This is a genomic window from Mesorhizobium sp. ES1-6 (assembly GCF_020164775.1).
Taxonomy (GTDB): Bacteria; Pseudomonadota; Alphaproteobacteria; order Rhizobiales; family Rhizobiaceae; genus Mesorhizobium.
In genome coordinates this window covers 73,037-90,777 of sequence record NZ_JAIUGU010000013.1, presented here as the reverse complement: position 1 = coordinate 90,777, position 17,741 = coordinate 73,037, and the positions used below count along the sequence as shown (strand labels likewise).

The 17,741-nt window shown below is 63.0% G+C and carries 15 protein-coding genes; 7 read left to right on the top strand and 8 right to left on the bottom strand.

The features are described from left to right. Positions 1-130: 130 nt before the first annotated feature. Together LB564_RS25905 and LB564_RS25900 are read right to left on the bottom strand one after the other, a co-directional pair. Positions 131-751 carry a ribonuclease D gene (locus tag LB564_RS25905; RefSeq protein ID WP_224541963.1) on the bottom strand — a complete coding sequence of 207 codons (621 nt, stop codon included), beginning with the start codon at positions 749-751 and terminating at the stop codon, positions 131-133. Positions 752-875: 124 nt separating this feature from the next. Next, positions 876-2,261, bottom strand: coding sequence for a M20/M25/M40 family metallo-hydrolase (locus tag LB564_RS25900; protein WP_224541961.1), 1,386 nt, complete (start codon positions 2,259-2,261; stop codon positions 876-878). A gap of 418 nt (positions 2,262-2,679) precedes the next feature. On the opposite strand from LB564_RS25900, the gene polA reads away from it, so the two are divergent. Further along, a complete protein-coding gene (gene polA, locus LB564_RS25895; protein WP_224541959.1) occupies positions 2,680-5,637 on the top strand; it encodes a DNA polymerase I in 2,958 nt (985 codons plus the stop codon). Between the two features lies 1 nt (position 5,638). Continuing rightward, entirely contained in the window at positions 5,639-6,268 is a 630-nt protein-coding gene (locus LB564_RS25890) for a LysE family translocator (RefSeq protein ID WP_140704108.1), read from the top strand. On the opposite strand, the gene LB564_RS25885 is transcribed toward LB564_RS25890, so the two are convergent. Further along, the gene (locus LB564_RS25885; RefSeq protein ID WP_140704106.1) at positions 6,265-6,669 is read right to left on the bottom strand and encodes a Fur family transcriptional regulator; all 405 of its coding nucleotides are present in this window, start codon (positions 6,667-6,669) and stop codon (positions 6,265-6,267) included. The two genes, LB564_RS25890 and LB564_RS25885, sit on opposite strands and share 4 nt — an antisense overlap. 241 nt (positions 6,670-6,910) lie before the next feature. On the opposite strand from LB564_RS25885, the gene LB564_RS25880 reads away from it, so the two are divergent. From LB564_RS25880 to LB564_RS25865, 4 genes are all read left to right on the top strand, one after another. After that, the gene (locus LB564_RS25880; protein WP_224541957.1) at positions 6,911-9,112 is read left to right on the top strand and encodes a caspase family protein; all 2,202 of its coding nucleotides are present in this window, start codon (positions 6,911-6,913) and stop codon (positions 9,110-9,112) included. 122 nt (positions 9,113-9,234) lie between these two features. Beyond that, entirely contained in the window at positions 9,235-9,615 is a 381-nt protein-coding gene (locus LB564_RS25875; protein WP_140704102.1) for a hypothetical protein, read from the top strand. Beyond that, positions 9,612-10,316, top strand: a complete 705-nt coding sequence (locus tag LB564_RS25870) for a hypothetical protein (RefSeq protein ID WP_224541956.1) — start codon at positions 9,612-9,614, stop codon at positions 10,314-10,316. Before LB564_RS25875 ends, LB564_RS25870 begins: the two co-directional genes overlap by 4 nt. Before the next feature lie 13 nt (positions 10,317-10,329). After that, positions 10,330-10,743, top strand: a complete 414-nt coding sequence (locus LB564_RS25865; protein ID WP_224541954.1) for a WD40 repeat domain-containing protein — start codon at positions 10,330-10,332, stop codon at positions 10,741-10,743. 101 nt (positions 10,744-10,844) lie between these two features. Here LB564_RS25865 and LB564_RS25860 read toward each other — a convergent pair whose 3' ends face one another. Beyond that, entirely contained in the window at positions 10,845-11,825 is a 981-nt protein-coding gene (locus LB564_RS25860; protein WP_224541952.1) for a trypsin-like serine peptidase, read from the bottom strand. 509 nt (positions 11,826-12,334) lie between these two features. On the opposite strand from LB564_RS25860, the gene LB564_RS25855 reads away from it, so the two are divergent. Then, the gene (locus tag LB564_RS25855) at positions 12,335-13,432 is read left to right on the top strand and encodes a S1 family serine peptidase (RefSeq protein ID WP_224541949.1); all 1,098 of its coding nucleotides are present in this window, start codon (positions 12,335-12,337) and stop codon (positions 13,430-13,432) included. Positions 13,433-13,505: 73 nt separating this feature from the next. Here LB564_RS25855 and mgrA read toward each other — a convergent pair whose 3' ends face one another. The 4 genes from mgrA to LB564_RS25835 form a co-directional block, all read right to left on the bottom strand. Then, positions 13,506-14,552, bottom strand: coding sequence for an L-glyceraldehyde 3-phosphate reductase (mgrA, locus tag LB564_RS25850; RefSeq protein WP_224541947.1), 1,047 nt, complete (start codon positions 14,550-14,552; stop codon positions 13,506-13,508). Positions 14,553-14,682: 130 nt separating this feature from the next. Continuing rightward, entirely contained in the window at positions 14,683-15,825 is a 1,143-nt protein-coding gene (locus tag LB564_RS25845; RefSeq protein WP_224541945.1) for a Gfo/Idh/MocA family protein, read from the bottom strand. An 11-nt stretch (positions 15,826-15,836) separates the two neighbouring features. Next, complete coding sequence (locus tag LB564_RS25840; RefSeq protein ID WP_224541943.1) at positions 15,837-16,583, bottom strand: sugar phosphate isomerase/epimerase family protein; 747 nt, start codon at positions 16,581-16,583, stop codon at positions 15,837-15,839. A gap of 55 nt (positions 16,584-16,638) precedes the next feature. Beyond that, the gene (locus LB564_RS25835; protein WP_224542091.1) at positions 16,639-17,736 is read right to left on the bottom strand and encodes an ABC transporter ATP-binding protein; all 1,098 of its coding nucleotides are present in this window, start codon (positions 17,734-17,736) and stop codon (positions 16,639-16,641) included. Between the last annotated feature and the right edge of the window lie 5 nt (positions 17,737-17,741).

Here is a 17,741-nt window from a genome sequence, read left to right as displayed (position 1 = left end):
CCCTCAGAGCAATTCCAGTGTGTAGCGGTTTTCGTCCGGAACTGCGCAAACCAAGTCGTTCGAGCCGACAAACGCGACGGCTGGCACCTGGTTCCAAACCGGCGGCGGGACGCAGGTCGTCGCCAGGACGTCAGCTGTGGGCGAAGATATCCTCTTCGGCCCAGCCCATCAGGTCAAGCTTGGACCGCGTCGGCAGGAAGCGGAAACAGGCGTCCGCCTCCTTGATGCGTCCCTCGCGCGCCAGCCGCCCGGCCAGCGCATCGCGCAACCGATGCAGATAGAGCACATCGGAGGCGGCATATTCGAGCTGTTCGGGCGACAAGGTTTCGGCCGCCCAGTCGGACGATTGCTGCGCCTTGGACAGGCCGACGCCGAGAAGCTCGAAACATATGTCCTTCAGCCCGTGCCGGTCGGTGTAGGTGCGCGTCAGCCGCGAAGCGATCTTGGTGCAGAACACCGGCTCGGCCATGACCCCAAACGCATTGTAGAGCACCGCGATATCGAAGCGTCCGTAGTGGAACAGCTTGGTGATGGCGCGGTTTCTCAACAGGCTGACGAGGTTCGGCGCCTTTTTCTGGCCCGGCGCGATCTGGATGATATCGGCGCTGCCGTCGCCAGGCGAGATCTGTACGACGCAGAGCCGGTCGCGATGCGGGTTGAGGCCCAGCGTTTCCGTGTCGATGGCCACCGCCCCGACATTGTAAAGCGAGAGGTCGGGCAGATCGTTCTTATGGAAACGGATGTCGGCCATTGTCTTCTCCGGTCGAGCCTCGGGTATCCCTTGCCACGCAAGGGATACCCGACACTTTTGTCTCGTGGCCCGTCCTCGCCGCGATCTGATGAAAAATCAACAGGAAACGTTATTTCCCGCAGTTTCAGCGCGTCAGCGCATCCAGAATGCGCGCCCAGGAGCGCTGGCCCTTGTGGAAGGAGCTGAGTTCGTATTTTTCGTTGGGCGAGTGGATGCGGTCGTCGTCGAGGCCAAAGCCGACCAACAGGGATTCCATGCCGAGATAGGTCTGGAAGTCGCCCACCACTGGAATGGAGCCGCCGCTGCCGGTCGTCACAGCGGGCTTTGGCCATTCGTCGGAAAGTGCGGTCTTGGCCTTGGCCAGGAAGGGCGAGTCGTAGGACAGCTGGATTGCCGGCGAGCCGCCGTGGGCGTGGAATTCGACCGAACAATCGGCCGGAATGCGCTCCTCGACGAATTTGCGGAAGGCCGTGCGGATCTTCTTCGGATCCTGCCTGTGGACGAGGCGGAACGAAACCTTGGCCGACGCCTCCGCCGCGATGACGGTCTTGAAGCCCTTGCCTGTATAGCCGCCGATGATGCCGTTGAACTCGGCGGTCGGCCGCGCCCAGGTCAGTTCCAGCACCGAACGGCCCTTTTCGCCCGAAGGGATCGACAGGCCGACAGGTCCGAGGAAGGTCTCGGCCGTCTCGCCCAGCGTCTCCCATGATTGCAGCACCTGCGAGGGCGTCTCCTCGACGCCGTCATAGAAGCCCGGGATGGTGATATGGCCGTCCTTGTCGTGGATGTCGGCCAGCACCTTGGCCAGGATGCGGATCGGGTTGGCGGCAGCGCCGCCATAAAGACCCGAATGCAGGTCGCGGTCGGCTGCCTTCACCGTGATCTCCTCGCCGACCAGACCGCGCAGCCCGACGCAGATCGACGGCGTGTCGCGGTCCCACATGCTGGTATCGCAGACCAGCGCGAAATCGGCCTTGAGCTCCTCGGCATTGGCCTCGAGGAACGGCTTCAGCGAAGGCGAGCCGGATTCTTCCTCGCCTTCGAACAGGATGGTGATGCGGCATGGCAGACTGCCATGCACCTGTTTCCACGCGCGGCAGGCTTCGACGAAGGTCATCAGCTGGCCCTTGTCGTCGGCCGAGCCGCGCCCGGTGATCACCTTGTGACCGGGTGCGACGTCCTTGAGCGCGGGTGCGAAGGGGTCGTTTTCCCACAATTCGATCGGGTCGACCGGCTGAACGTCGTAATGGCCGTAGAACAGCACATGCGGCGCGCCCGCCGGTCCGTCATGATGCGCAACCACCATCGGGTGGCCTGGCGTGTCGCGCACGCTGGCCTCGAAGCCGATGAGCCTGAGCTCCGCCACCAGCCATTCCGCCGCCTTGCGGCAGTCGGCGGCATAGGCCGGATCGGTGGAGATCGACTTGATCTTGAGCAGTCCGAAGAGCCGCTCCAGGCTCTGGTCGAGATTTTGGTCGAGACGGTCGAGGACGGGGGAGATTGCGGACATTTGGCGAGCCTTTCGATTCAGTGCCGGAACCGTAAAGGCAGAGCGGCGAAACGAAAAGCCCGGGACGATTGGACCACGGCCCGCATGGCGCAATCGGGCAAAAAAATGCCGCCGTGGTGGAGGGGGGACCACGGCGGCGTTTTACTCGAAACGATGCGGCAGCCCGGAGAGGGGGGATAGGCTGCCGCAGTTGTCCGGGATAGGCGGGGGACGGGCCTTGCTCCGGACTCGGCGAAAACTGCCGATGACGTGTATTTGGGTCTCTGAACGTGGCGATTCAAGGGCGTCAACGTTACACTTTTGTAACGTGACCGTGAGCAGGCCTGCGGAACCCGATCTGTCAGGGTGTTGACGGAACCTATATCGCGCGATGTCTTTGGCATGGACCAAGCCATCGTGCCGCGCTATCCCTGCCGGCATGAAAAAAGGCGATCATCTCTTCCTCATTGACGGCTCCGGCTACATCTTCCGTGCCTACCACGCATTGCCGCCTCTGACCCGCAAGTCGGACGGCCTGCCGGTCGGTGCCGTTTCGGGCTTCTGCAACATGCTGTGGAAACTGATGCAGGATGCCCGCAACACCGATGTGGGGATCGTGCCGACGCATTTCGCCGTCATCTTCGACTATTCCTCGAAAACCTTCCGCAACGATCTCTATCCCGAATACAAGGCCAACCGTTCGGCGCCACCCGAGGATCTGATCCCTCAGTTCGGCCTGATCCGACAGGCAACCAGGGCATTCAACCTGCCTTGCGTCGAGATGGAGGGCTTCGAGGCCGACGATCTCATCGCCACCTATTGCCGCCTGGCCTGCGAGGCCGGTGGCGACACCACCATCATCTCCTCCGACAAGGATCTGATGCAGTTGGTTGGCGACACGGTCGGCATGTACGACCCGATGAAGGACCGTCAGATCGGCATTCCCGAAGTCATCGAGAAATGGGGCGTGCCGCCGGAAAAGATGATCGACCTGCAGGCGCTGACCGGCGATTCCGTCGACAATGTGCCTGGCGTGCCCGGAATTGGCCCAAAGACCGCGGCGCAACTGCTCGAGCAGTTCGGCGATCTCGACGGATTGCTCGCCCGCGCCGGCGAGATCAAGCAGGAGAAAAGGCGTGAATCGATCATCGCCAACGCCGACAAGGCGCGCATCTCGCGCCAGTTGGTGACGCTGAAGAACGACGTGCCAGTGGCCGAGGGGCTGGACGATTTCGTGCTGCATGCCCCCGACGGGCCGAAGCTGATCGGCTTCCTCAAGACCATGGAATTCACCTCGCTGACCCGCCGCGTCGCGGAAGCGACCGGCACGGAGGCCGGCGAGGTACAGGCCGTGGCGGTAACCGTCGAACGCGCCGACAATGCACATGGCCCCGATGTCGGCGCGGGAGCACCACCCGTTGCCCGCAACGGCGCGGGCTCCGGGCTTGGCCAGACTGCTGAAACCGAGACGACGGAGACGCCGAAACAAGGTGACACCCCTTCCCTCCTGGCCGCATTGCGGCTGGAGGGCGCGGCCACCGCCAAGATCGATACGTCGGCCTACCATTGCATCCGAGACATCGCGACCTTGAAAGCATGGGTGGCTGAAGCGTTGGAGGCCGGTATAGCTTCCTTCGACGTCAGGGCGACATCAACAGATCCGATGCAGGCCGAATTGATCGGCATGGCAATAGCCACGGCGCCTGGCCGCGCCGCCTATATTCCCTTTGCCCACAAGAGCGGCAATGGTGACCTGCTTGGCGGCGGCACGCTCGAAAACCAGATTTCGCTTCGCGAGGCGCTGGCGGTGCTGAAGCCGCTGTTGGAGGACAGATCGGTCCTCAAGATCGCGCAGAACCTGAAATATGATATCGTCATCATGAGCCGCTACGGCATCGATGTCGCGCCGTTCGACGACACCATGCTGATCTCCTACGTGCTCGATGCCGGCACCCCGCATGGCCACGGCATGGACGCACTGGCCGAGAAGTGGCTTGGTCATACGCCCCTCCAGCTCAAGGATGTAACCGGCTCCGGCAAGAGCTCCATCGGCTTCGATCAGGTCGACATCGACAGGGCAACCGCGCACGCCGCCGAGGATGCCGACGTCACGTTGCGGCTCTGGCTGGTGCTGAAGCCCAGGCTTGCCGCCAAGGGGCTGGTATCGGTCTACGAACGCCTGGAACGGCCGCTGGTGCCGGTGCTGGCGCGCATGGAACAGCGCGGCATTTCGGTCGACCGGCAGATCCTGTCGCGGCTGTCGGGCGAACTGGCGCAAGGTGCGGCCCGGCTCGAGGAGGAAATCTACCAGCTCATCGGGGAGCGCATCAACATCGGCTCACCCAAGCAGCTCGGCGACATATTGTTCGGCCGCATGGGCCTGCCCGGCGGCTCGAAGACCAAGACCGGCCAGTGGTCGACCTCGGCGCAGCTGCTCGAAGACCTTGCCGCCGAAGGCCATGAATTGCCGCGCAAGATCGTCGACTGGCGCCAGCTCACCAAGTTGAAATCGACCTACACCGATGCGCTGCCTGGCTTCGTCAATCCCGACACCAAGCGCGTCCACACCTCCTACGCGCTGGCCGCGACGACGACGGGCCGGCTGTCGTCGTCCGACCCGAACCTGCAGAACATTCCGGTGCGCACGGCTGAAGGCCGCAAGATCAGGACCGCCTTCATCACCGACAAGAGCCACCGGCTGGTCTCGGCCGACTACAGCCAGATCGAACTGCGCGTGCTCGCCCATGTCGCCGAAATTCCGCAATTGCGGCAGGCCTTTGCCGATGGAGCCGACATCCACGCCATCACGGCGTCCGAGATGTTCGGTGTCCCCGTCGAGGGCATGCCTTCGGAGGTGCGCCGCCGCGCCAAGGCGATCAATTTCGGCATCATCTACGGCATCTCGGCTTTCGGCCTCGCCAACCAGCTGTCGATCCCGCGCGAAGAGGCGAGCGCTTATATCAAGAAATATTTCGAGCGCTTCCCGGGCATCCGCGACTATATCGAGGAGACCAAGGCCTATGCCCGCGAGCACGGCTTTGTCGAAACGATCTTCGGCCGCCGCATCCACTATCCCGACATCAGGTCGTCGAACCCGTCGCTCCGCGCCTTTAACGAGCGCGCCTCGATCAACGCCCGCCTGCAAGGCACCGCCGCCGACATCATCCGCCGCGCCATGATCCGCATGGAGGAAGCCTTGGACAAGGCCAGGTTATCCGCCCGCATGCTCCTGCAGGTGCATGACGAGCTGATCTTCGAAACGGTCGAGGCCGAAGTCGAGGCGACAATCCCGGTCGTGCGCCACGTCATGGAAAACGCGGCGATGCCGGCGGTCTCGATGTCGGTCCCGCTGCACGTCGACGCCCGCGCCGCCAACAACTGGGACGAGGCGCATTGATATGGGCACAATGCTGCCGCTATCAACGAGCACATTCCTGTCATTCGCGCTAGCGTCCCTGCTGATCGAACTGACGCCGGGCCCGAACATGACCTACCTGGCGCTGGTCTCGGCGAGCGACGGTCGCCGCGCCGGCTTCGCTACCGTGGCAGGCATCGCGGTGGGCCTCGCGCTCATCGGTGGCATCGCTGCTTTGGGCGTTGCCGAACTCATCCAGGCTTCATCCCTGCTTTACGAGGGTCTCCGCTGGGCAGGCATACTGTTCCTGCTTTATCTCGCCTGGGAGGGCTGGACCACTGGGACCGATGTGGTTTCGAGCAATGGCGATCCGGGCGGGAAATATTTCTTACGCGGGCTTGTCACCAATCTTCTGAATCCGAAGGCTGCGATCTTCTATGTCGCCGTGCTACCGACCTTCGTCGAGCCGGAACGACCCGTACTTGCGCAGACCGCCCTGCTAACCCTCACATACGTGGCTGTTGCGACCGCCATCCATGGTGTGATTGTCGTACTGGCGGGAGCACTGCAGCCATTCCTCAACGATCCGCGGCTGGAACAAATCAGCCGACGGCTGCTTTCGACCTTGTTGGCGCTCGTTGCCTTTTGGTTTGCTTGGTCAACGGCGCGTTAGGCAGCCTCGGCCCGGCACTTCGCACAGGTCCCCCGAAACTCGATCACCGCCTTCTTGGCGGCGAAGCCGGTGGAACTGACCCATTCGTTCAGCCGGTGGTCGACGTCGTGGTCGGACATTTCGGTCACCTGCCCGCATGTGTCGCAAATCGCGAACGCGGTCATCGCATGGCTGTGGTCATGCGGCTCGGCGCAGGCGACGAAGGAATTGATGCTTTCCAGCCGGTGCACGAAGCCGGATTTCACCAGCGTGTCGAGCGCGCGATAGACTTGCAATGGCGCACGAAAACCGCGCTCGCGAAGCTGGTCGAGCAGTGTGTAGGCGCTGAGCGGCCCGCTGGCGGTCTCGAGCTTCTCGAGCACGCACAACTGGTTTTTCGTCAGCACATCCCTTGCCGCCATGGTCCTGTTCCAACTCGTCCTGCGTCACGCGCGGTTGTCTGCACGTGCAAACCGCCTGATCCCAATCAGATAGCGACGAACCGCGGTCTTTGCTACTCTTCTGTTGTAGCCGGACCAATCGACGACGTGCCGATGTAACGGCAGTGGCGGGATTGATAACGGAGCGGCATTCAAAATACTGACAAAATCTTCGGCGAAGTTTGCCACGCTTGGGAAATTGGTTCGGGCTTGGGGAAGCAACATGATCAAATTGACACGCCGGACGCTGCTTGTCGGCACGTCCGCGCTGATGGCCGCCGGTGCGGTGTCGTTCCGCGCGCGGGCCGCTTCGCGCACCTACCATGCGCTGCTGGTCGCCTGCACCGAATATCCTGCTTTGCCGCAGCGAAACTGGCTGATCGGGCCGAAGAACGATGCCGGCCTGGTGCACGAATATCTCTTGAAGAACGTGCCCGATCCGGTGCGCTTCGCGCCGGAGAACGTCACGCTGCTGGCCAAGGACGTGCCCGGCGCCAAGGACCTACCGACCCATGCGGCGATCAAGGCCGGGCTGGCGGACCTGGCGGCCAGGGTTCAGCGCGACGACTTCGTCTACCTGCATCTGTCCGGCCACGGCGCCCAGCAGCCTGAGAGGGTCAAGGGCGACGAGACCGACGGCCTCGACGAGATTTTCCTGCCGGTCGACATCGAGAAGTGGATCAACAGGGACGCCGGTGTGCCGAACGCGCTCGTCGACAACGAGATCGGCGACGCGCTCGACGCCATCAGGAACAAGGGTGCCTTCGTCTGGGCCGTGTTCGACTGCTGCCATTCCGGCACAGCAACCCGCGCGGTCGATGTCGAAGACGAGCTAGCGCGCAAGGTCGAGTTCGCCGATCTGGTCGGCGGCGACGAGGACGCCAGGGCGGCGGCCATCAAGACCTATGAGGACACGGTCGCGAGCGCATCGCGCGGCCTCGACGAGAACGGCCAGCGCAAGCCTGCCTTCAACCTGACGCCGACCGGCGGCGAGCCGATCACCAAGGGCAAGCTGGTCGCCTTCTATGCCGCGCAGACGGTCGAAACGACGCCGGAGATGCCGCTGCCCAAGGGCACGCCCGATGCGCCACGCTTTGGCCTGTTCACCTTCACCATCCTGTCGAAGCTCGCCGAAAACCCCGACATCACCTACCGGCAGCTCGGCCAGGCCGTGCTGCAGCAATATTCGGCCGACAGCCGCACCCGGCCGACGCCGTTGTTCGAAGGCGAACTCGACGCGCGCGTGTTCGGCACCGACAAGACCGATGCGATCATGCAGTGGCCCATCGTCGTCAAGGACGGCGAGGCGACGATAGGCGCCGGTCTGCTGCATCGCCTCACTCCCGGCAGCAAGCTCGCCATCCTGCCGTCGGCGCTGTCGTCGCTGTCCGACGCGGTCGGCTATCTCGAAGTGCAATCGGCGAAGAACCTGGAGAGCCGCGTCAAGCCGGTCGAATTCGACAAGAAGCCGGCGCTGAAAGTCGCCGATATCCCCGCCCACGCCTATGCCCGGGTGGCGGAGATCGCCGTCGACTACAGGCTCGCCGTCGCGCGGCCGGCCGCGACCAAGGGATTGGAGGCGGAAACAGCACTCGTCAATTCGGTTCTCGACGAACTGGCCGAGGCCAAAGAGACCGGCTTCAACATCGAACTGGTCGATCCGGGCAAGAGCGCCGAGCTTCGCTTCGCGGTGATGCGCGAGAACGCCATTGCCGGCGCCGACAAGAACGCCACCGACAAGCCGGCTCTATGGTTCCTGCCGGCCTCGGGCGATGTGACCTTTAAGGACGGCAGCAAGCCGCCGCTGATCATCATCCACGCCGACGACCGCCACAAACTCGTCGATGCGACCACCAGGAATTTGCGCACCATCTTCCGGGCCACCGGGCTTTCCAGGCTGGCCGCGGCCTCCGACTACAGGCCCGAGGACGTCGACGTGCAATTCCAGGTCAAGCGCCGCGACAAGGAGGGCCTCGAACCCTTGCAGGCCTCAGTGGTGCCACGCGTCTCACCGGACGACCAGGTCCATGTGCTGGCCAAGAACAGTTCGGACCAGTTGGTCGACATCAATGTGCTCTATGTCGGCAGCGACTATTCGATCACCCACATCATAGCCGAGCGGCTGGCGCCGCAAGCAACGCTCGAGCAGGGGTTGCTGAAATTCTCCGACAGCAGCTTTGGCATGGAACGGATGATCGCGGTGCTGACCGAGGCACCGCCGGAGAGCGAGAAGGAGGATCTGCGCTTCCTGGAGCAGGACGGCGTCGCCTCGGCGACACGCGGGATAGGCCCCGCCGGCTTCTCCGACATGCTCGCCGATATCGGTATGGCGCCGTCGACCCGATCGGTGATGCGCCTTGCCGACAAGAGCGGTCCGAAGGGCGCGGTAATGATCTTCCCGATAGAGACGGTGCCGCGCGCCTGAACTCTGGCGCCAGCGCCGCTCGGCCCTGCCGCGCCGGCCCTTGCGCGATCGGCGCGATATGAGAACATTGCAGGCTGCGGCCCTTGGGGCATGACGGCCGCATGAAGCGGGTGGGATCGATTGTGAAAAAGTCCGTATTTTCCTGGCGCGCGACGGTTGCCGGTCTTGCCGGCGGCATGCTGCTGATTGCGAGTGCGTCGGCGCAGGACGCCTGCGGCCTCTGTGCCAAGCAGGTGGTCATCAATTCGGAACTGGCGAGCTGCTTTCTCGACCAGTACGACCAGTTCGCCAAGGCCAGCAGCGACGCGATCGTGGTCGACCTATCAGGCTGCGCCTCGCGCGGCATCGTCGAGGCCTTGCCGTCGCCGAACAAGGCACCGGCGGAGCCGGACATGCAGTTCATCGTTTCGCGCCCGCAGCTGGCCTGCCTGAAGAAGCAGCTCGAGACGCCGGGCGTCGTGCTTGATCCCTCCGCCACCATCGAACTGGACAGCTGCAAATGAAGAAACCGGCGGGGGCGCCCAAGCAGACAGCGGTTGCCGTGCCGGCAAAAACGGCGGCGAAGCAGGCCTTGCCGGAAACCACGGAGGGTTTCCCCTGGCCCAGCGCCCATGAGATCAAGAAGGAAAGCAACCCCTTCACCGACCGGGACTGGCGCATGCTCGTCTATGCCTGGTCGGGCATGCTGGTCCGCTTCGCCATCATCTTTACCCTGGGGTTCTCGGTCTATCAGTTCCTGGCCAATCAGGAACAGAAGCGCGTCGAGCAGACCATGTCGCTCGTCGAGCTATGGGAGACCAAGGACTATCAGCAGGCGCAGCGGGCGCTGAAAGACCGTCTCGCGGCCCTCAATGCCAAATATGACAATCTGCTCAGCGCCAACCCTTCCTCGACCGAGGAGCAGGTCTTCCGGCAGCGCATCGGCATCGAGGCGATGAGCGCTTCGGGCGGCGACATGCCGCTGGCCGACTTCAATGAGAATTTCGACCGCATCGTCTATTTCCTCAACCGGCTTTCCTTCTGCGTCGATGGCGACCTGTGTTCGCGCAAGGTGACCGACGCCTATTTCCGCGACTATGCCGTCTCCTTCTGGAGTTATTTTGCTGGCTATATCGACAGGCAGCGCAAGGCGGGCTCACCCACTTTCGCCACCGCGATCGAAGCCTATGTGCGCAACGGGCAACCGTCGGCTGAAACCAAATAACGATGACAAGGCCGTGGATGACAAGGGCCGGGATGACAAGGGCCGGGTGAGCTTCCGCCTCATGCGTGCCTGCCGCTGGCTCGCCATGGCCGGAGCCCTGGTCTCGGCGTCGGTTGCCCGTGCCGAGGACGCCCCGGATTTCCACCTCGATCTCGACACCGGCGGCCACAGCGCGCGGGTCACCGATCTCGCTTTCACGCCCGATGGCGAGGAGCTCGTCTCGGCCTCGGACGACAAGACCATCCGCGTCTGGGATTGGCAAAGCGGCGTCAGCCTGCGCACCATCCGTGGCTACCTCGGCAACGGCAATGACGGCAAGATTTTCGCCGTCGCGGTTTCGCCTGACGGCATACCAAGCACTGCCCTTGCCCGCGCCATGCTCCTCGCCCCCTTTGGATGCCCAACCCCTTGGGCCGATCAAGCGTAGTCGGGGCGCGGTCCGCGTGCAAGAGAAGCCGCACGGAGGGGTCGGCATGAAAAAGGCGGCGGGATTGATCCGCCGCCTTCCTGTAACTGCCGTTACGAGTATTACTTGTAAAGGCTGTTGATCCACTGGATGTTGGCGGCGTTCAGGCGCACCGCGGTGTTCGCGTCGGGGCTCTCCGCCACGTTGACGCCAGTGATGATGCGCTGCTTGGAGTTGTTGTCATAGGCATAGACCGAGCTGCCGCTCGACCCCGGGAACGTATCGCAGTCATACTGGAAATATTCCGGGGCGATGTTTTCGGCATGCACCTCGCAGCTTGCCTTCCACATCGTGCCCATCGGCTTGTCGCCGGGATAGCCGACGAGATTGGCGGTGAAGTCGCCGAGATCGTCATAGTTGGCGTAGCCCAGCCAGCCGAGATTGGTGCCGACATCCTGCTTCAGCGTGATGATGCCGAGATCCCATGGAATCACGGAACCGTAATAGCCCTGGTAGTTGTCGATGAAGCCCTGCAGCACATAGGCGCTTTCAAAGGTGAAGGCGCCGAACGGGGCGTCATCGGCGGTGCTGCCGTTGAGACCTGGCACGAACAGATAGTCCGCCAGCCAGTCCTTGTCCTCGTGGCTATAGAGGCAATGCGCGGCGGTGAGCACCGTGCGCGGACCGATCAGCGTCGCCGAGCAGCTGCCAAAGCTGCCGGTTTTCGGCGATTTGGCTTCGAGATAGCCGATGGCCGAGAACGGATAGGTCTTGGTGTTCTTGACCTGCACGCGATCGTCGGCGCCGAAAACCTGGCGACCGGCTTCGCCTTCGCCAAGATCAGGATCCTCGGTCTTGCGCTGGGTGCCTTCCGGCCCATCGGCCGGGGCGTTCAGTTGCTTGATGATCAGTTCCCGCAGCGCCTCGCTCGGCTCGATCTTGATCTCCTTGCCATCGGCGGACCGTCCGACGATGCCATAGGATTTGACAGCCGTCGCTTCGTCGGTGAGCGGCGCGGCGCGGCTGTCTTCATCGGTAAGTTTCGGTGTCGTGATCGGTTTTGCCCGCCCCGGCTTGAAGTCGCCCGAAGTCACGTCCCGCATGCTTTCCCCGTTGCCGGAACTGGCTGAGCCAGGATCGGCGAAAGCAGGAACCGCCCACATCGCCGTGGAAAGCAATGCGGATGCAATCATAGCGTATGTCAGTTTTGTCATGGTGAGACTCTCCCAAAAAGTCAGCAAGGACTGGATCAAAATACAGAAATATTGTCGAGATCGTGGTGGCGCCAAAAAAAGAGCAAGCCTGGCGACGCGCCTACCCGGTCGTTGTTTACCATGGTCAATCTAAAGCCCCCACAAAAAGACCGGTCAGCGATATACTGCCTAAAATAATCCAACATTGGCAATGACAAATCGCTTCCACGTAGCCCGTGGGGGGCTATAGAGTTTTGCGCGGGTTCTACTCGCGGGCACGGTTAGCAAAAGTGGGATTCGGTTTTGTGACCGATCGCGCGCCGTTTCGATACGGCACGTGTGCGGGCTCGTCGAACCGGCACCTCCTTGCACAATGCCCGGCGTCGATCCGCGCGGGAGAATTGTCTCAGGAGGTTCAGGTGCACATCACAAATCGGTTCGGGCCAATCGTTGCCGCATCGCTGCTTGGCATCGCCGCTGCCGTCACTTCGATCGACACCGGGCGGGCGCACGAGGCCGCCGTCAGGCCGGAAGCGGCGGTCTCGCCGATGCAACGGGTGAACGAAGCCAGGGCCAAGGCAGCGGCGGAGAATCCCGACGGCGCCGATCGCGTCTATGGCGGCAACCAGGCCGAGAAGGGCGCCTATCCATTCCAGGTCGCGCTGCTCACCAGCAACCGGCTGGACGAGAACCCCGCCTCGCAGGCAAACGCGCAGTTTTGCGGCGGCAGCCTGATCGCGCCGCAATGGGTGCTGACCGCCGCGCACTGCCTCAACGACAAGGGCCGTCCGATCTCACCCGACACTGTGACCGTGCTGACCGGAGCCACGGATCTCAGCGAAGGCAAGCGCCACAAGGTGATCGAAGTCATCGTCAACGAGGGCTACAGCGAGCAGACGCTCGACAATGATCTCGGCCTGCTGAGGCTGGCCGAACCGGCAGATGCGCCGACGATCAAGCTGACCCATGAGGCGACGCCCGAGGCCGGCAAGACCACGGTCACCGGCTGGGGCAAGATGCAGGACGGCACTTTCCCGACCACGCTGATGGTCGCCGATCTCGACCTTCAGCCGAACAGCGCCTGCAACAGCGGCATCAAGGCCATCTACGCGCATGACCTCAAAGCCGCGCTCGGCGACCTGTCGCACCGCATGCGCTATTCGGAAAAGGGCATCGATGCCGCCGCCAACGCGATCGCCGCGGACATGACCGACCCGCTGACATCAAACATGATCTGCGCTGGTACCACGAGCGGCGTACGCGATGCCTGTAATGGTGACAGCGGCGGCCCGCTGTTCATGACCGGCAGCGACGGTCCGGTCCAGGTCGGTGTCGTCTCCTGGGGTGAAGGGCCGGCCGACGGTAGTGCCGCCTGCGGCCATAAGGACGCCTATGGCATCTATACGCGGCTGGCCAACTACACCGGCTGGATCGATGAGAAGATGAAGACCAAGGCTCCAGCTCCTGAAAAGCCGAAGCCGGGCCTGGGCACGGCCATGAAGCCAAAAACGCCCTGAAGCCAAAGTCACCTCGGATAAGGAAACGGCGGGAATGCTCCCGCCGTTTCGGTTTGCAGGCTTCTGGGCCGCGCTATTTTCTCGGCGGGCCTTTGCGCTCGGCGGAGGCCGCCCACAGATTGATGTCGGACTCGCGCGCGTAAGTGTCGATCTCAGCGAGTTCGGCGTCGCTGAAATCGAGCACCTTCAGCGCCCCGACGCAGTCTTCCACCTGTTCGGGCCGGCTGGCGCCGATCAGCGCCGACGTCACCTTGCCTTTGCGCAGCACCCAGGCCAGCGCCATCTGCGCCAGCGTCTGGCCGCGCTTTGCCGCGATCGCGTCGAGCGACTTGATGTTGGCGATGGTGCGGTCGTTGATGAAAGCCGTCTTCAGCGACTTGCCTTGCGAGGCTCGGCTGCCATCGGGAATGCCACCGAGATATTTATTGGTCAGCATGCCTTGCGCCAGCGGCGAGAACACGATCGAGCCGACGCCGAGCCCTTCGAGCGTATCGAGCAGTCCGTCTTCCTCGACCCAGCGGTTCAGCATCGAATAACTTGGCTGGTGGATGACGCAGGGCGTGCCGAGTTGCCTCAATATGTCGGCGGCCTCGCGGGTGCGCTGCGAATTGTAGGACGAGATGCCCGCATAGAGCGCCTTGCCCGAACGCACGGCATGGTCGAGCGCGCCCATGGTTTCTTCGAGCGGCGTGTCGGGATCGAAGCGATGCGAATAGAAGATGTCGACATAGTCGATCCCCATCCGTTTCAGACTCTGGTCGAGGCTGGCCAGCATGTATTTGCGCCCGCCCCATTCGCCGTAGGGGCCCGCCCACATCTCGTAGCCGGCCTTGGTCGAGATGATCAGTTCGTCGCGATATCTTGCAAAGTCGGTGCGCAGGATCTCGCCGAAAGCGGTCTCGGCCGAGCCGGGCGGCGGGCCATAATTGTTGGCGAGGTCGAAATGGGTGATGCCGAGGTCGAAAGCCTTGCGGGCGATGGCCTGCTTGGTCCGATGCGGCGTGTCGTCGCCGAAATTGTGCCACAGCCCGAGCGAGATCGCCGGTAGCTTGAGGCCGGACCGTCCGCAACGGTTGTAGATCATTTTCTCATAACGGTTTTCAGCGGCGATATAGGGCATGGGAGATCCTCGAATCTGAACGGAAGGGGTACCGTCATCGCAGCCGCGACGAGCGTACCCGTCCCCATCCTTACCCTCTCCCCGGGGGAACGGGGAGAGGCTAGGAGGAAATTATCGATAATCCACGCGCCTACTTTTTCTTGGCCAGCAGTTCCTTGGCCTGCTTGACGCCAAGCGCGGCAGGCCGCTCGCACGTCGTCTGCATGGCGACGTACTTCCCGGTCTCGCCGGAGCGCAGGATGCCTGTCATGACATCGACCGCATGCAGCGCCAGTTCCATGGAACAGCGGTGCGGCCGCCCTTCGGTGATCGCCAGCGCCATGTCGGCGAGGCCTGCTGTGCGGTAATTGGCCATCATGCCCTGGCCGTGCATTTCGTTCGGGACGCCAAGCGGGTGCTTCCATTTCGGCAGCTTCTTGACGGGCTTGCCCTCTTCGGTGAAGCGCACGTCGCCGCCGAAAAAGTTCGGATCCGGCACGAACACCGTTCCGGCCTCGCCATAGAGCTCCATCGGCGCATGGCCGTGAGCCCACACATCCCAGCTCGTGTTGAGCGTCACCACGGCGCCGTTCTCGAATTCGAGCAGGCCATGGATGGTGGTCGGCGTGTTGACCGGGATCTTTTCTCCCGCGCGCGGTTTGGAGCTGATGGTCCGCTCCTTGGCCGGCGTCGTTGCAAATGCCGCCACCTGCTTCACCGGCCCGATCAGCTGGATCAGGTTGGTGATGTAGTACGGCCCGATGTCGAGGACCGGCCCCGCGCCCGGCTGGAAGAAGAAATCCGGATTTGGGTGCCAATGCTCCATGCCGTGGCCCATGACATGGCAGGTGCCGCTGGTGATCCTGCCGAGCTTTCCCTCGTCGATCAGTTCGCGCACCAGCTGGTGCGCGCCGCCGAGGAACGTGTCCGGTGCCGAGCCGATGCGCAGCCCCGTCTTCTCGGCCCGCGCCTTGAGGTCCTGGCCTTCCTTGAGCGACAGCACGAACGGCTTTTCAGAATAGACGTGCTTGCCGGCGTCGAGCACCTGCTTCGACACTTCGTAGTGCACGGCCGGAATGGTCAAATTGACGATGATGTCGATATCGTCGGCCTTGAGCAGATCCTCGACGGTCTCGGCGCGCAGCTTGAACTCCTTCGCCCGCGCCTTGGCCGCGTCCATGTTGAGGTCGGCGCAGGCGCGCATCTCGATGCCGCGAAACAGCGGCGCCAGCGAGAAATACGCCTTCGAGATGTTGCCGCAGCCGATGACGCCAATACCCAGTTTTTTTGCCATTGTCGTTGTTCCTAGTAGCTCTTGACGGTTGCGATCGAGCGGCGGGCGAAGCGCTCGATGTCGTTGGGATTGTCCTGTTCCATGACAAAGTATTTTGCAGCGCTCTTCGCACGCAACACCTTGATCAGGCCGGCCCAGTCGATCGTGCCGTGCCCGACATCCGACCAGCCATCCTCATCCAGCCCCTCGCCCGGCTTCGCGATGTCCTTGACATGTACGGCACTGATGCGCTGGCCCTGCTTTTCGATCCAGGGCAACGGATCGGCGCCGCCGCGCACGATCCAGGCAACGTCCATTTCCCAGCCGATATTGGGGGCGGACGACAGGATATGATCCTGCGGCACCGAGCCGTCGGCGAGTGCCTTGAACTCGAAATCATGGTTGTGCCAGGCAAAGCCATAGCCTGCCTTCGAGGCCACCTCGCCGACCTTGGCCAGGCGTTCGCCGAAGCCGCGCCAGCCGGCGATGTCGGATGGCCTGTCCTCCGCCATCAGATAGGGGCAGATCAAGAGCTTGACGCCGAGCGTTTCGGCGATCCTGCGCACGCCATCGAAATCATTCTCCAGCGCGTCGATGGAAAAATGGCCGGTTGGCATGGCCAGGCCGTTCTTGTCGAGTTCGGCGCGGAAGGCCTTGGGATCGTCATAGACGCCGCCAAAACCTTCGACCTCGGCGTAACCGAGCTTGCCGAGCATCTCGAGCACGCCGGTCCACGGCAAGAAATTGCGGGCGCTGTAAAGTTGGAATGACCAGTTCATCGTCTCTGTCCGTTCTGCTTGGGGATTGTCTTTGGGAGGATGGTTTTCTCGGGAGCTACATGCGGTTGCCGGATGGGCTGTCGAACAGCGAGGCGCGTGCGGGATCGAAGCCGATCCGGATCGGTTCGCCGTTGTGCAGCGTCTTTTCCGCCTCGACGCGGAAGGAAAAATTGCGGCCGCCGAGCTTCGTCCAAACCAGCGTATCGGAGCCCATCGGCTCGACGATCTCGACGGCGGCATCGGCGGCAAAGGGCATGGCGTTCGCGGCCTCGCCAAAGGCAACGTGCTCGGGCCGGATCCCGAACACGCAAGGCCCGCCCTTGTTGCCGGCGCCGTCGAAGCCGTAGCGATCGAGCGGTATGGTCAAATCCCCGGTCTTGAACACCGCCGTCGTGCCAGCTTCCAGCTGCCCCTCGACGAAATTCATCGCGGGCGAACCGAGGAACCCCGCGACGAAGCGGTTGACCGGACGGTTGTAGATAGTCTGCGGCGCGTCGAGCTGCTGGATGACGCCGCCCTTCATCACCGCGATGCGGTCTGCCAGCGTCATCGCCTCGATCTGGTCGTGGGTGACGTAGATCATCGTGTTCTGCAGCTTGCGGTGCAGAAGCTTGATCTCGACGCGCAGTTCCGAACGCAGCTTGGCATCGAGGTTGGAAAGCGGTTCGTCGAACAGGAAGACATCGACATCTCGCACCAGTGCCCGCCCGATAGCCACGCGCTGGCGCTGGCCGCCGGAGAGTGCGGCCGGCTTGCGCTGCAAAAGCGGCTCGAGCTGCAGGATCTCGGCGGCACGCGCGATGCGCCTGGCGATCTCGTCCTTGGCGATGCCGGCGACGCGCAGCCCGAAGGACAGGTTTTTCTCCACCGTCATCTGCGGATAGAGCGCATAGGACTGGAAGACCATGCCGATGCCGCGGTCCTTGGGCTCTTCCCAGGTAACGTTCTTGCCCTTGATGAAGATGCGGCCTTCCGAAATGTCGAGCAGGCCGGCGATGCAGTTGAGCAGGGTCGACTTGCCGCAGCCGGAAGGCCCGAGCAGCACGATGAATTCACCCTCGGCGACATCAAGGTTGAGCGTCTGCAGCACCGAGACCGCGCCGAAGTTCAGCGACAGGTCCTGGATCGAAACGCTGGTGCCGTTCGCCGCCATCGCCA

Bases quoted from the DNA above. Each gene is read 5' to 3' on its own strand.
- mgrA (WP_224541947.1), bottom strand. From the start codon at position 14,552: ATGCCCTATATCGCCGCTGAAAACCGTTATGAGAAAATGATCTACAAC.
- LB564_RS25860 (WP_224541952.1), bottom strand. From the start codon at position 11,825: ATGCGGGACGTGACTTCGGGCGACTTCAAGCCGGGGCGGGCAAAACCG.
- LB564_RS25885 (WP_140704106.1), bottom strand. From the start codon at position 6,669: ATGGCGGCAAGGGATGTGCTGACGAAAAACCAGTTGTGCGTGCTCGAG.
- LB564_RS25840 (WP_224541943.1), bottom strand. From the start codon at position 16,583: ATGAACTGGTCATTCCAACTTTACAGCGCCCGCAATTTCTTGCCGTGG.
- LB564_RS25835 (WP_224542091.1), bottom strand. From the start codon at position 17,736: ATGGCGGCGAACGGCACCAGCGTTTCGATCCAGGACCTGTCGCTGAAC.
- LB564_RS25845 (WP_224541945.1), bottom strand. From the start codon at position 15,825: ATGGCAAAAAAACTGGGTATTGGCGTCATCGGCTGCGGCAACATCTCG.
- polA (WP_224541959.1), top strand. From the start codon at position 2,680: ATGAAAAAAGGCGATCATCTCTTCCTCATTGACGGCTCCGGCTACATC.
- LB564_RS25870 (WP_224541956.1), top strand. From the start codon at position 9,612: ATGAAGAAACCGGCGGGGGCGCCCAAGCAGACAGCGGTTGCCGTGCCG.
- LB564_RS25890 (WP_140704108.1), top strand. From the start codon at position 5,639: ATGGGCACAATGCTGCCGCTATCAACGAGCACATTCCTGTCATTCGCG.
- LB564_RS25900 (WP_224541961.1), bottom strand. From the start codon at position 2,261: ATGTCCGCAATCTCCCCCGTCCTCGACCGTCTCGACCAAAATCTCGAC.
- LB564_RS25905 (WP_224541963.1), bottom strand. From the start codon at position 751: ATGGCCGACATCCGTTTCCATAAGAACGATCTGCCCGACCTCTCGCTT.
- LB564_RS25880 (WP_224541957.1), top strand. From the start codon at position 6,911: ATGATCAAATTGACACGCCGGACGCTGCTTGTCGGCACGTCCGCGCTG.